Annotated in this window: 11 protein-coding genes; all 11 read left to right on the forward strand. The window is 74.0% G+C overall.

Going from position 1 to position 13,735, the window contains the following annotated elements; all coding sequences use genetic code 11:
- Window positions 1–4 precede the first annotated feature (4 nt).
- The 11 genes from HDA31_RS00650 to HDA31_RS00700 all read left to right on the forward strand — a co-directional run bounded on the left by HDA31_RS00650 (window position 5) and on the right by HDA31_RS00700 (window position 13,606).
- Window positions 5–1,282 carry a phytase gene (locus HDA31_RS00650; protein WP_178066635.1) on the forward strand — a complete coding sequence of 426 codons (1,278 nt, stop codon included), beginning with the start codon at window positions 5–7 and terminating at the stop codon, window positions 1,280–1,282.
- A gap of 145 nt (window positions 1,283–1,427) precedes the next feature.
- Window positions 1,428–2,396, forward strand: coding sequence for a Rossmann-like and DUF2520 domain-containing protein (locus HDA31_RS00655; RefSeq protein WP_178066634.1), 969 nt, complete (start codon window positions 1,428–1,430; stop codon window positions 2,394–2,396).
- On the forward strand, window positions 2,393–3,241 hold the full coding sequence (gene panC / locus HDA31_RS00660; RefSeq protein WP_178066633.1) for a pantoate--beta-alanine ligase: 849 nt from the start codon (window positions 2,393–2,395) through the stop codon (window positions 3,239–3,241). The genes HDA31_RS00655 and panC overlap by 4 nt, the downstream gene beginning before the upstream one ends.
- A 31-nt stretch (window positions 3,242–3,272) precedes the next feature.
- A complete protein-coding gene (panD, locus tag HDA31_RS00665; RefSeq protein ID WP_178066632.1) occupies window positions 3,273–3,698 on the forward strand; it encodes an aspartate 1-decarboxylase in 426 nt (141 codons plus the stop codon).
- Window positions 3,699–3,854: 156 nt separating this feature from the next.
- Window positions 3,855–4,751: a septum formation family protein gene (locus HDA31_RS00670; RefSeq protein ID WP_178066631.1), complete on the forward strand. Its 897-nt coding sequence runs from the start codon at window positions 3,855–3,857 to the stop codon at window positions 4,749–4,751.
- 138 nt (window positions 4,752–4,889) lie between these two features.
- Window positions 4,890–6,575: an L-aspartate oxidase gene (locus HDA31_RS00675; RefSeq protein ID WP_178066630.1), complete on the forward strand. Its 1,686-nt coding sequence runs from the start codon at window positions 4,890–4,892 to the stop codon at window positions 6,573–6,575.
- Complete coding sequence (nadC, locus tag HDA31_RS00680) at window positions 6,572–7,522, forward strand: carboxylating nicotinate-nucleotide diphosphorylase (protein WP_178066629.1); 951 nt, start codon at window positions 6,572–6,574, stop codon at window positions 7,520–7,522. The genes HDA31_RS00675 and nadC overlap by 4 nt, the downstream gene beginning before the upstream one ends.
- 25 nt (window positions 7,523–7,547) lie before the next feature.
- Window positions 7,548–8,306 carry a type III pantothenate kinase gene (locus HDA31_RS00685; RefSeq protein ID WP_074472289.1) on the forward strand — a complete coding sequence of 253 codons (759 nt, stop codon included), beginning with the start codon at window positions 7,548–7,550 and terminating at the stop codon, window positions 8,304–8,306.
- A gap of 166 nt (window positions 8,307–8,472) precedes the next feature.
- Window positions 8,473–9,981: a lysine--tRNA ligase gene (gene lysS / locus HDA31_RS00690; RefSeq protein WP_074472290.1), complete on the forward strand. Its 1,509-nt coding sequence runs from the start codon at window positions 8,473–8,475 to the stop codon at window positions 9,979–9,981.
- Window positions 9,982–10,094: 113 nt separating this feature from the next.
- A complete protein-coding gene (locus HDA31_RS00695) occupies window positions 10,095–10,439 on the forward strand; it encodes a histone-like nucleoid-structuring protein Lsr2 (RefSeq protein WP_198956599.1) in 345 nt (114 codons plus the stop codon).
- Between the two features lie 647 nt (window positions 10,440–11,086).
- The gene (locus HDA31_RS00700; protein ID WP_178066628.1) at window positions 11,087–13,606 is read left to right on the forward strand and encodes an ATP-dependent Clp protease ATP-binding subunit; all 2,520 of its coding nucleotides are present in this window, start codon (window positions 11,087–11,089) and stop codon (window positions 13,604–13,606) included.
- The last annotated feature ends 129 nt before the right edge of the window (window positions 13,607–13,735 follow it).

Here is a 13,735-nt window from a genome sequence, read left to right on the forward strand (position 1 = left end):
GGGCATGAGACGAATCGCGATCCCCGCGCTGGCGGCCGTACCGCTGCTGCTGGCCGCCTCCGGTGCCGCCGCCGCGCCCGCCCGGGGCGACGCGCCGCGCGCGGTGCGGGCGGTGGCCGAGACCCCCAGCCTGTACGACGACGCAGCCGGCGGCGACGCCGACGCCGACGACCCGGCGATCTGGGTGCACCCGACCGACCCGGCCGGCAGCCTGGTGATCGCCACCGCCAAGAACGGCGGCCTGCGGGTCTACGACCTGGCCGCCCGCGAGCGGCAGGCGATCGCCACCCCGCCCGCCCCGGGCCCGGACGACGAGCCGGGCCGGTTCAACAACGTCGACCTGGTGGCCGGTTTCCGGCTCGGCGGGCAGCGGGTCGACCTGGCGGTGGTCACCGACCGGGGGCGCGACCAGCTCCGGTTCTACCGCATCGACCCGGCGACCCGGCTGCTCACCGACGTGACCGCGCCGGGCGTGCCGTTCGCGTTCAGTCGGGACCAGGCGGAGGTCGACGAGCAGCGCACCGCGTACGGGCTGGGCGCCTACGTCGACCCCGCCGGGGCCGCGTACGCGGTGGTGAGCCGGCGCAGCACCCCGGAGGTGGGGGTGTTCCGGCTGGTCGAGCGCGCCGGGCGGGTCACCTACCGGCCGGTGGACCGGCTGACGCTGCCGTCGGCGTTCACCCTGCCCGACGGCACCGCCTGGTCGCCGTGCACCGACCCGGGCGACGGCCCGCAGGTGGAGGGGACCGTGGTGGACCCGGACACCGGCGTGGTGCACCTGGCGCAGGAGAAGGTGGGCCTGTGGCGGACCCGGCTGGCGGGCGGCCGGTTCGCCGGGCCGCCGACGCTGGTCGAGCGGGTCCGCGAGTACGGCGTGCCGGCCGCGTTCGACCCGGCGGAGGACGACTGCGTGACCGACTACCCGGCCGATCCCGGGTTCGGCGGCCCGATCGCGCAGGACGTGGAGGGGCTGACGATCTACCGGACGGGCCGCCTGACCGGCACCCTGGTCGTCTCCGCCCAGGGCGACGACACGTTCCACACGTACGACCGGCGCAGCGGCCGCCCGACGGGCCGCTTCGCGGTGGTCGACGGCGTGGTGGACGGCTCGCAGGAGTGCGACGGCGCGGCCGTGACCGCGACCCCGCTGCCGGGCTTCCCCGGCGGGCTGCTGGTGGTGCACGACGGCCGGAACACCCCGGAGACCCCGGGCGGGGACGGCGAGGCCCGCCCGGACACCGACTTCAAGTTCGTCGACGCCGGGTTCCTGCGTCGCCGCTGATCATGGCCGGGCCGGGCCGTCGGGACGCCCCGCGGCGGCCCGGCCGCCCGGCGGTGAAGGTTTTCACACCTTCTTGTTGCGACCTCTTCACGGCGGCGCATACTTGCGATCGACCGGTACCCCCTTCGAGGACTGGATCGTTGCCATGAGCGCACCGCTGCGCCCGCGTCCGGCTGCCCCCGCGCGGGCCGCCGCACCCTCGGGCGGCGTCACACTCTCCTTCCCCCGCGTGCTGACCGTCGGCGTCCTCGGCGCCGGCCGGGTCGGCGCCGTGCTGGGCGCGACGCTCGCCGCCGCCGGGCACCGGGTGGTCGCCGCCTCCGGCGTCTCCGGGGCGGCTAAGGCCCGCATCGCCCTGCTGCTGCCCGACGCCGCCAACCGCTCCGCCACCTCCGTGGCGCACGCCGCGACCGACCTGCTGCTGGTCGCCGTGCCCGACGACGCGCTCGCGGCGGTGGTGGCCGGTCTCGCCGAGACCGGGGCGCTGCGCCCCGGCCAGGTGGTCGCGCACACCTCCGGCGCGCACGGGCTGGCCGTCCTCGCCCCCGCCGCCGCCGTCGGGGCCCGCCCGCTGGCCCTGCACCCGGCGATGACCTTCACCGGCACGCCCGACGACCTCGGCCGGCTCGCCGGCATCTCGTACGGGGTGACCGCGCCGGCCGAGCTGCGTCCGCTGGCCGCCCGGCTGGTGGCCGACCTCGGCGGGGTGCCCGAGTGGGTGGGCGAGACCGACCGGGCGCTCTACCACGCGGCGCTGGCGCACGGCGCGAACCACCTGGTGACCCTGGTCAACGAGGCGGCCGACCGGCTGCGCGACGCCGGGGTGGGCCAGCCGGAGAAGGTGCTCGCCCCGCTGCTGCGGGCGGCGCTGGAGAACGCCCTGCGCCTCGGTGACGACGCGCTGACCGGCCCGGTGTCCCGGGGCGACGCCGGCACCGTACGCCGGCACCTGGAACGGTTGGCAGCGACCGCGCCCGAGTCGGTCGCGGCGTACCTGGCCCTGGCCCGGCGCACGGCGGACCGGGCCATCGCGTCGGGCCGGCTGCGCCCGGCGGACGCCGCGCCGCTGCTCGACGTGCTCGGCGGGACCCGACGAGAGGTGAGGCACGCATGACGGAGCTGGTGCGGACCCGCGTGGAGCTGGCGAAGGCGCGCGCCGCCCTGACCGGCACCGTCGGCGTGGTGATGACCATGGGCGCGTTGCACGCCGGGCACGAGACGCTGCTGCGCGCCGCCCGGGAGCGGGCCGACCACGTGCTGGTGACGATCTTCGTGAACCCGCTCCAGTTCGGGCCGACCGAGGACTTCGACCGCTACCCGCGCACCCTGGAGGCGGACCTGGAGGTCTGCCGGCGGGCCGGGGCCGACGTGGTCTTCGCGCCGGACCGGGGTGAGGTGTATCCGGACGGCGAGCCCCTGGTGCGGGTGGACCCGGGGCGGCTCGCCGACGACCTGGAGGGCCTGAGCCGGCCCGGCTTCTTCCACGGGGTGCTGACCGTGGTGCTGAAGCTGCTCCATCTCACCCGCCCCGACCTGGCGTTCTTCGGCGAGAAGGACTACCAGCAGCTCACCCTGGTGCGGCGGATGGCCCGGGACTTCGACGTGCCCGTCGAGGTGGTCGGCGTGCCGACCGTGCGGGAGCCGGACGGGCTGGCGCTGTCCAGCCGCAACCGCTACCTCTCGCCCCCCGAGCGGCAGGCCGCGCTGACCCTGTCCGCCGCGCTGCGGGCCGGCGCGGCGGCCGCCGACCGGGGCGAGCACGGCGGCGAGGTGCTGGCCGCCGTGCACCGGGCGCTGGGCGACGGCCCGCCCGGGGTCGAGGTGGACTACGTGGCGCTCACCGACGCCGACCTGGAGCCCGGCCCGGTCGCCGGCCCGGCCCGGCTGCTGATCGCGGCCAGGGTCGGCACCACCCGCCTGATCGACAACACGGCGATCCGGCTCGCCCCCCGATCCTGACCCGTCCTCCCGCACCGCGAAAGGCACCCCGATGTTCCGCACCATGCTCAAGTCGAAGATCCACCGGGCCACGGTGACCCAGGCCGACCTGCACTACGTCGGCTCGGTGACCGTGGACGAGGACCTGCTCGACGCGGCCGACCTGCTCCCCGGCGAGCAGGTGGCGATCGTGGACGTCACCAACGGCGCCCGGCTGGAGACGTACGTCATCCCCGGCGAGCGGGGCAGCGGCGTGATCGGCATCAACGGCGCCGCCGCCCACCTCGTGCACCCCGGCGACCTGGTCATCCTGATCTCGTACGGGCAGTTCGACGACGCCGAGGCGCGGGCGTACCGGCCCCGGGTGGTGCACGTCGACGCCGACAACCGGGTGGTCGAGCTGAACGCCGACCCGGCCACGGCCGCCCCGGGCACCGCCGGCGACCCGGTCCCGAGCCCGCTGGCCGTCGTCGGCTGACCCGGGCCGCCCGGCCGGATCCCCGCCGCCCGCGCCGCCGGGCGTCCGGGTCGACCCCGCGGTCGACGCGGATGTCTGCCCGTACGCGGTATGTCACCGATGGTCATCTCTGGTTACGCTGGGGTCCCGTCGCGAGCTGGTGGTTGGGGAGGCCCGATGCGTCGTGCGTTGACGAGCGTGTGCGCCGCCCTGGTCGCGGCGGTCGTGCTGGCCGGCTGTGGGGGCCCGGCCGGCGTCGACGGCGACCTCACCGACGACTGGGCCGCCCCGGGTCCGGCGGGCCCGTTCACCCCGGCCGCCGGGGTCTGCCAGGTCGCCGACTTCGTCGACGTGCTGCCCCTGCCGGCGTACGCGCCGGTCGACTGCGCGCTCCCGCACCGGGTGGAGACCGTGCACGTCGGCGCGTTCCCCGCCGACCGGGCCGCCCCGCCGGGCAGCGGCTCGCCCGAGCTGCGCGCCCCGTTCGCCGACTGCGACACGAGGGCCACCGCGTACGTGGGGGACGACTGGCGGGCCGGCCGGCTCCGGCTGGCCGTGGCGGTGCCGTCGAAGACCGGCTGGACGTCCGGGGCCCGCTGGTACCGCTGCGACCTGACCGAGGTGAGCACCGCCGAGGCGGGCGCGGTGCCGGTCACCCGCACGGGCAGCCTGCGTGGCGCGCTGAAGGGGCCCTCGCCGCTGCGGCTGGGCTGCCAGCGCAGCGAGAACGTCGGGCGGCGCGGCGCGCAGGTGCTCAAGCCGGTGGAGTGCGCCACCCGGCACGACGCCGAGTTCGTCGGGGTGTGGAAGGCGCCGGACGAGCCGTACCCGGCCCGGGACGCCGACTGGCTCCCCTTCTACGCCGGCTGCCGCACGGTCCTGGCCCGGTACGCGGGCGTGCCGGACGACAACGACCTGCGCTTCCGCAGCGGCCTGGTGGTCCGCCCGCCGGGCGCGGGGCGCTGGCGGGTCGGCGACCGGGGGGTCCGCTGCTACCTGTGGCTCAGCGACCGCACGGTGACCGCCTCCCTGAAGGGCGCGGGCCCGGCCGGCCTCCCGGTCCGCACGAAGTGACCGTCGCCCCGGCGGCCGGGCGCGGCACCGCCGCCCCGCCCGACCCGGACGCCGGGCGCGCCGGCGGCCCGGGGTAGCCCAAACCACTCGTCCCGCCCCCGCCGCCCGAGGTGAGCGGCCTTCGGGTTGACTGTGCTCATGGACCTACCGACCGTCGACCTGCCCGTCCTGCCGACGCTGCTGGCCGCGCCCGCTCCCGGCTGGGTGGAGACCACCGACGTGATCGTGGTCGGCTCCGGGGTGGCCGGGCTGACCGCCGCGCTGCACCTGCGCGAGGCCGGCCTGCACGTCACCGTGGTCACCAAGGTCAACATCGACGACGGCTCGACCCGCTGGGCCCAGGGCGGCATCGCCGCCGTGCTCGACCCGGCCGACACCCCGGCCGCGCACGCCTTCGACACCGAGGTCGCCGGGGTGGGGCTGTGCGACCCGGCCGCCGTGCGAGTGCTGGTGGAGGAGGGGCCGACCCGGCTGCGGGAGCTGATGCGCATCGGCGCGGAGTTCGACCGCCACCCCGACGGCTCGCTCATGCTCACCCGGGAGGGCGGGCACCGGGCCGACCGGATCGTGCACGCCGGCGGGGACGCCACCGGCGCGGAGGTGCAGCGGGCCCTGCACGCGGCGGTCCGCCGCGACCCGTGGATCCGGCTGGTCGAGCACGCCCTCGTGCTGGACCTGCTGCGCGCCCCCGGCGACGGGCCCGGCGGGCTCGGCCCGGCCTGCGGGATCACCCTGCACGTGCTCGGCGAGGGCAGCGAGGACGGCGTCGGCGCGCTGCTGGCCCGCGCGGTGGTGCTCGCCACCGGCGGGATGGGCCAGGTCTTCTCGGCCACCACCAACCCGGCCGTCTCCACCGGCGACGGCGTGGCGCTGGCCATGCGGGCCGGCGCGGCGGTCACCGACGTGGAGTTCGTCCAGTTCCACCCCACGGCGCTGATCACCCCGGCCGGCGCCGGCGTGCCGGGGGCCGGCCGGGCGCAGCAGCCGCTGGTCTCCGAGGCGCTGCGCGGCGAGGGCGCGCACCTCGTCGACGGCGACGGCAAGCGGTTCATGGTCGGCCAGCACGAGCTGGCGGAGCTGGCCCCCCGGGACGTGGTGGCCAAGGGCATCCACCGGGTGCTGCTGGCCACCGGCGCCGACCACGTCTTCCTCGACGCCCGGCACCTCGGCGGCGACTTCCTGGCCGGGCGCTTCCCGACCATCGTCGCCTCCTGCCTGGCCATCGGCGTCGACCCGGCCACCGACCTGATCCCGGTCGCCCCGGCCGCCCACTACGCCTCCGGCGGCGTCCGCACGGACCTGCGGGGCCGCACCTCCATCCCCGGCCTGTACGCCTGCGGCGAGGTGGCCTGCACGGGCGTGCACGGCGCGAACCGGCTGGCCAGCAACTCGCTGCTGGAGGGGCTGGTGTTCTCCCGCCGGATCGCCGAGGACATCGCCGCCGGCCTGCCCGAGCAGGCCCGGCCCGCCGAGGCCGGCGGGGGCGGCTGGGTGGTGCCCGCCGCCGGGACGCCCGCGCTGCAACGGGCGATGACCCGGGGCGCCGGGGTGCTGCGCTCGGCGGACACGCTCGCCGCCACGGCCACGGAGCTGGGCGAGCTGGGTTCCGGCCGGGGCACCCCCCGCACCGCCGACTGGGAGGCCACGAACCTGATCACGGTGGCGTCGGCCCTGGTCGCCGCCGCGTACGCCCGCCAGGAGACCCGGGGCTGCCACTGGCGGGAGGACCACCCGACGGCCGACGAGCGGTGGCGGGGCCACCTGGTCGCCGAGGTCGGGGAGCAGGGCAGGCTGACGTCTCGCTGGGAGGCTGGAGAGCGATGAGGGACACGACGGAGCAGGCGCTGCGGGCGGCCGGGCTGGACCCCGCCGAGGTACGGCGGGTGCTCGTCACCGCGTTCGCCGAGGACCTCGGCCCGGACTTCCTCGACGTCACCAGCGTCGCCACCATCCCGGCCACCCAGACCGACACGGCCGACCTGGTCGCCCGCGCCGACGGGGTGGTCGCGGGGCTGGCCGTGGCGGCCGCGGCGTTCGAGCTGGCCGCCGAGGTGACCGGCTTCCCGGGCGACCCCGGTGCCGCGCCGGGCGACGGCCTGGCCGGCGGGGCGGGCGGCGGCCGTACCGTCAAGGTGTCGCTGGTGGCCCACGACGGGCAGCGGGTGGCCCGCGGCGACGTGCTGGCCACGGTGGCCGGGCCGACCCGGCTGCTGCTCACCGCCGAGCGCACGGCGCTCAACCTGCTCTGCCGGCTGTCCGGGGTGGCCACCCACACCCGGGCCTGGGCGGACGCGTTGGCCGGCACGAAGGCGACCGTGCTGGACACCCGCAAGACCACCCCGGGCCTGCGGGCGCTGGAGAAGTACGCGGTGCGGGCCGGCGGCGGCACCAACAAGCGGATGGGCCTGTACGACGTCGCCATGATCAAGGACAACCACAAGTTCGCGGCCGGCGGCGTCGCGGCGGCCTACCGCCGGGTCCGGCAGGTCTTCCCCGACGTGGCGGTGCAGGTGGAGGTGGACACCCTCGCCGAGGCGCTGGAGGCCGTCGAGGCGGGCGCGGACTTCCTGCTGCTGGACAACATGACCCCGGCGACGCTGCGCGCGGTGGTGGCCGCCGTGGGGGACCGGGCGGAGCTGGAGGCGACCGGCGGGCTGACCCTCGACGTCGTGGCGGAATACGGCGCGACCGGCGTGGACTACCTGTCGGTCGGCGCGCTGACGCACTCCTCGCCGATCCTGGACGTGGCGCTGGACCTGCGTCCCCGGTGAGCCCCCGCGCGTCTAGGCTGCGTGCGTGCTGCTCTGCATCGACATCGGAAACACCAACACCGTGCTGGCGACCTTCGACGGCGACAAGCTGGTGCACTCCTGGCGGATCAAGACCGACGCCCGCTCCACGGCGGACGAGCTCGGGCTGATGTTCCGGGGGCTGCTCGCCGGTGACGCCGTGGAGATCACCGGGGTGGCCGCCTGCTCGACGGTGCCGGCCGCGCTGCGTTCGCTGCGGACGATGCTCGCCCGCTACTACGCCGACCTGCCGAGCGTCATCGTCGAGCCGGGGGTACGCACCGGCGTGCAGCTCGCGATCGACAACCCGAAGGAGGTCGGCGCCGACCGGGTGGTCAACACGCTCGCCGCGTACACGCTGTTCGGCGGGCCGTCGATCGTGGTCGACTTCGGCACGACCACCAACTTCGACGTGATCAGCGGCCGGGGCGAGTTCCTCGGCGGCGCGTTCGCCCCCGGCATCGAGATCTCCTTCGACGCGCTGGCGGCCCGCGCCGCCCAGCTGCGCAAGGTGGAGGCGGCCAAGCCCCGGTCGGTGATCGGCAAGAACACCGTCGAGTGTCTCCAGTCGGGGCTGTACTTCGGCTTCGCCGGGCAGGTGGACCGGATCGTCGAGCGGATGACCGAGGAGCTGGGCGAGGTGCGGGCGGTGATCGCCACCGGCGGGCTCGCGTCGGTGGTGATCGGCGAGTGCCGCACCATCACCCACCACGAGCCGATGATCACCCTGATCGGTCTGCGCATGGTCTACGACCGCAACGTGTGAGGCGCAAGGAAGGGCCCCCTGTTAACGCTTTCGGTAGAGAAGGGCACCCCGCTCACCCCGCACCCGACGAGCCGCCGCGGGGTGGGTCATGCCGTAACGGCCGCCGGAGCCCTTGAGTACGCTCGGGCCTGACCCCGCCGAAACTCCTGAGCTGAGGAAGCGTGCCGTGACCGAGCAGAATCCCGTGCCAGTCGACCCCGCCGACGACCTTCCGGAGCAGATGAAGGTCCGCCGGGAGAAGCGGGACCGGATGCTCGCCGACGGCGTCGAGCCGTACCCCGTCGGGTTTCCCCGGACCGACACCCTGGCCGAGGTCCGCGCGAGGTATGCCGACCTGCCCACCGACACGGCCACGGGCGACCGGGTCTCGGTCACCGGCCGGGTGATCTTCGTACGGAACACCGGCAAGCTCTGCTTCGCGACGCTGCGGGACGGCGACGGCACCGAGCTCCAGGCGATGCTCTCCCTCGACCGGGTCGGCGCGGAGCGGCTGGACGACTGGAAGCGCCTCGTCGACCTGGGCGACCACGTCGGGGTGACCGGCGAGGTGATCACCAGCCGGCGCGGCGAGCTGTCCGTGCTGGCCGAGCAGTGGGCGGTCACCGCGAAGGCGCTGCGCCCGCTGCCGGTGGCGCACAAGCCGCTCAGCGAGGAGGCCCGGGTCCGCCAGCGCTACGTCGACCTGATCGTGCGCCCGCAGGCGCGCCAGATGGTGCGTACGCGGGCCGCGGCCGTGCGCAGCCTGCGCGACTGCCTGCACGGGCAGGGCTTCGTCGAGGTGGAGACCCCGATGCTCCAGTTGCTGCACGGCGGCGCGGCGGCCCGGCCATTCGTGACCCACAGCAATGCGTTGAGCACCGATCTGTATCTGCGAATCGCGCCGGAACTGTTTCTCAAGCGCGCCGTGGTCGGCGGCGTCGATCGGGTGTTCGAGATCAACCGTAACTTCCGTAATGAGGGTGTCGACTCTTCGCACTCGCCGGAGTTCGCGATGCTGGAGGCCTACCAGGCGTACGGCGACTACGACACGATGGCGGCGCTGACCCGCAATCTGGTGCAGGAGGCCGCGATCGCGGTCGGCGGGTCGACCGTGGTGACGCACGCGGATGGCCGCGAGTTCGATCTGGGCGGCGAGTGGCGCTCCGTGACCCTCTTCGGGGTGCTTTCGGAGGCGCTCGGCGAAGAGGTCACCGTCCGCACCGAGCGGGCCCGCCTCGTCGAGTACGCCGACAAGGTCGGCCTGGCCGTCGACCCGAAGTGGGGGCCGGGCAAGCTCGCCGAGGAGCTGTTCGAGGAACTGGTCGTGCCGGGGCTCCAGGCGCCGACGTTCGTGCGGGACTACCCGGAGGAGACCAGCCCGCTGACCCGGGCCCACCGCAGCGAGCCGGGGCTGGCCGAGAAGTGGGACCTCTACGTCCTCGGGTTCGAGCTGGGCACCGCGTACTCGGAGCTGGTCGACCCGGTGGTGCAGCGGGAACGGCTCGTCGCCCAGGCCCAGCTCGCGGCCCGCGGCGACGACGAGGCCATGCGGCTGGACGAGGACTTTCTCCGGGCCATGGAGTACGGAATGCCCCCGGCCGGCGGCATGGGAATGGGAATCGACCGGCTGTTGATGGCGCTGACGGGCCTGGGAATTCGGGAAACCATCCTCTTCCCGTTGGTCCGCGCGGAGTAGCCGACCGGCCACCCGGCAGGGGCAGTTACCGCATCCTATTGACGAGGCAAGCATCGGGCGGGTTATTGTGCTCTCAGTTTGCAGGATCACCCTGCTCGAAAGGAATGTGGGACGTGGCCAAGCAGATCATTCACAAGCTGGTCGATGACCTGGACGGCGGGGACGCTGACGAGACCGTCAAGTTCGCGCTCGACGGGGTTCAGTACGAGATCGACCTGTCCGCCACGAACGCCGAGAAATTGCGGGAGGTTTTCTCGCCCTACGTCGCGAACGGCACCAAGGTGGGCCGGGGCGGCGTGGTGGTCGGCGGGCGGGCCGCGCGCGGCCGGGGCGGTGCCACCGCCGACCGCGAGCAGAACAAGGCGATCCGGGCCTGGGCCAAGCGCGAGGGCAAGGAGATCTCCGACCGGGGACGCATCCCGCAGGAGATCGTGGACGAGTTCCACGCCAAGCGCTGAGCGCCGAGGCGGTCCCGGGTGACCGCCACCGTCGCCGGGTGCGACAGGGCCCTCGGCGGGACAACCCCGACACGGGCGACACCGACGCCGGACCGGAGCACACCTCCGGGCCGGCGTCGCCGTGTCACCGAACCGCCCCGGGCGCGGCGGGCCGCCGCCCCGCCCGACGTCGCCCCGCCCGCCGCCGTCGCGGCCGTGTGCCCCGGCGCGGGGCACCGCCCGCCGGACGGGAAGAACCCGGCTCGTCGCGGCGTTGTCCACAACCGGTGGAAAACTCGTCCACAGCCTGTGGACGACCGGACCGCCGCCCACCCGGACCGTCGCCCGGACCGCCGGCCGACCCCCGGTTGACCGGTCGACCCGGTCGCCGAAGGGCGGCGCGGGCCCGTGCGGGGGCGTGCAGCCGGGTCCCACCGCCCGTCCGAATTTCGCTCTGCGCGTACACGCGGAGACCCCGGAACACGCCCTGAGCGCGGACGGTTGGCTAAAACGACGCGTACCGGACCCTCGCGGAGGACACACGACCTCAGCGGAGTCGGTCCGCGGCGATAGAGTAATGAGGCAAGGACGCCCGTCCCGGACGTCCGCGCACCGGCCCCGCCGAGATCTGACCATCAAGGCGCACGGCACGTGAGGAGCACGAGGGCATGTTCGAGCGGTTCACCGACCGAGCGCGACGGGTTGTCGTCCTGGCCCAAGAAGAGGCCCGGATGCTCAACCACAACTACATCGGTACGGAGCACATCCTGCTGGGCCTGATCCACGAGGGTGAGGGTGTCGCGGCGAAGGCCCTGGAGAGTCTGGGGATCTCGCTGGAGGGTGTGCGTCAGCAGGTCGAGGAGATCATCGGTCAGGGCCAGCAGGCGCCGAGCGGGCACATCCCGTTCACGCCGCGGGCGAAGAAGGTCCTGGAGCTGTCGCTGCGCGAGGCGCTGCAGCTCGGCCACAACTACATCGGCACGGAGCACATCCTGCTCGGCCTGATCCGCGAGGGCGAGGGCGTCGCCGCCCAGGTTCTGGTGAAGCTCGGGGCCGACCTCAACCGGGTCCGCCAGCAGGTGATCCAGCTCCTCTCCGGCTACCAGGGCAAGGAGCCCGCGGCGGCCGGCACGACGACGGGCGAGGCCGCCCCGTCGACCAGCCTCGTGCTGGACCAGTTCGGTCGGAACCTGACCCAGGCTGCCCGCGAGGGCAAGCTCGACCCGGTCATCGGGCGGGAGAAGGAGATCGAGCGGGTCATGCAGGTGCTGTCCCGCCGCACCAAGAACAACCCGGTGCTGATCGGCGAGCCCGGCGTCGGCAAGACCGCCGTGGTGGAGGGCCTGTCCCAGAAGATCATCAAGGGCGAGGTCCCGGAGACGCTGAAGGACAAGCAGCTCTACACCCTCGACCTGGGCGCGCTGGTCGCCGGTTCCCGCTACCGCGGTGACTTCGAGGAGCGCCTGAAGAAGGTGCTCAAGGAGATCCGCACCCGGGGCGACATCATCCTGTTCATCGACGAGATTCACACCCTCGTCGGCGCGGGCGCGGCGGAGGGCGCGATCGACGCGGCGTCGATCCTCAAGCCGATGCTGGCCCGTGGCGAGCTGCAGACCATCGGCGCCACGACGCTCGACGAATACCGCAAGCACCTGGAGAAGGACGCCGCCCTGGAGCGGCGGTTCCAGCCGATCCAGGTGGGTGAGCCGTCCCTGGCCCACACGATCGAGATCCTCAAGGGCCTGCGCGACCGGTACGAGGCGCACCACCGCGTCTCGATCACCGACGCGGCCCTGGTCGCGGCCGCCACCCTGGCCGACCGGTACATCTCCGACCGCTTCCTGCCGGACAAGGCGATCGACCTGATCGACGAGGCTGGCGCGCGGATGCGGATCCGCCGGATGACCGCGCCGCCGGACCTGCGGGACTTCGACGAGCGCATCGCGCAGGTGCGCCGCGACAAGGAGTCCGCGATCGACGCGCAGGACTTCGAGCGCGCCGCGCAGCTCCGCGACAAGGAGAAGCAGCTGCTGGGCCAGAAGGCGCAGCGGGAGAAGGAGTGGAAGGCCGGCGACCTCGACGTCGTCAGCGAGGTCGACGACGAGCAGATCGCCGAGGTCCTGGGCAACTGGACCGGCATCCCGGTCTACAAGCTGACCGAGGAGGAGACCTCCCGCCTGCTGCGCATGGAGGACGAGCTGCACAAGCGCGTCATCGGCCAGGAGGACGCGGTCAAGGCCGTCTCGAAGGCCATCCGGCGCACCCGGGCCGGCCTGAAGGACCCGAAGCGCCCGTCCGGCTCGTTCATCTTCGCCGGCCCGTCCGGCGTGGGTAAGACCGAGCTGTCCAAGGCGCTGGCGGAGTTCCTGTTCGGCAGCGAGGACGCCCTCATCCAGCTCGACATGTCCGAGTTCCACGACCGCTACACGGTGTCCCGGCTCGTCGGCGCCCCTCCCGGCTACGTCGGCTACGACGAGGGCGGGCAGCTGACCGAGAAGGTGCGGCGTCGGCCGTTCTCCGTGGTCCTCTTCGACGAGATCGAGAAGGCCCACCCGGACGTGTTCAACACCCTGCTCCAGATCCTGGAGGACGGGCGGCTGACCGACGGCCAGGGCCGGATCGTGGACTTCAAGAACACGGTCATCATCCTGACCACCAACCTCGGCACCCGGGACGTCGCCAAGGCCGTGTCGCTCGGCTTCCAGGCGTCGGAGGACTCGGAGTCGAACTACGACCGGATGAAGCAGAAGGTCAACGACGAGCTGAAGCAGCACTTCCGGCCGGAGTTCCTCAACCGGATCGACGACACCATCGTGTTCCACCAGCTGCGGCAGACCGAGATCCTCTCGATCGTGGACATCATGATCGCCCGGATCGAGACCCAGCTGCGCAACAAGGACATGGGGCTGGAGCTGACCGACAACGCCAAGAAGTACCTGGCGAAGAAGGGCTTCGACCCGGTCCTGGGCGCGCGGCCGCTGCGGCGCACGATCCAGCGGGACATCGAGGACAACCTGTCCGAGCGGATCCTGTTCAACGAGTTGACCCCCGGCCAGATCATCGTGGTCGACTGCGAGGGCGACCCGGAGGACATCGACAAGTCCAAGCTGGTGTTCCGCGGCTCGGACCGACCCGCCGAGGTTCCCGACGCGGTCCCCGCCGAGCTGGGCGGCACCGAGGCCGCCTGACCCGAGGGGCAGCACGACAGAACGGGCGACGGCCCGGCGGCTCTCGCCGCCGGGCCGTCGCCCGTTCTCCCCTTCCGCCGGCCCCGGCCGTCACGGGCAGGGCGTCGCCATGTCGGCGACCTGGGGGTA

The organism is Micromonospora carbonacea (assembly GCF_014205165.1).
GTDB lineage: Bacteria > Actinomycetota > Actinomycetes > Mycobacteriales > Micromonosporaceae > Micromonospora > Micromonospora carbonacea.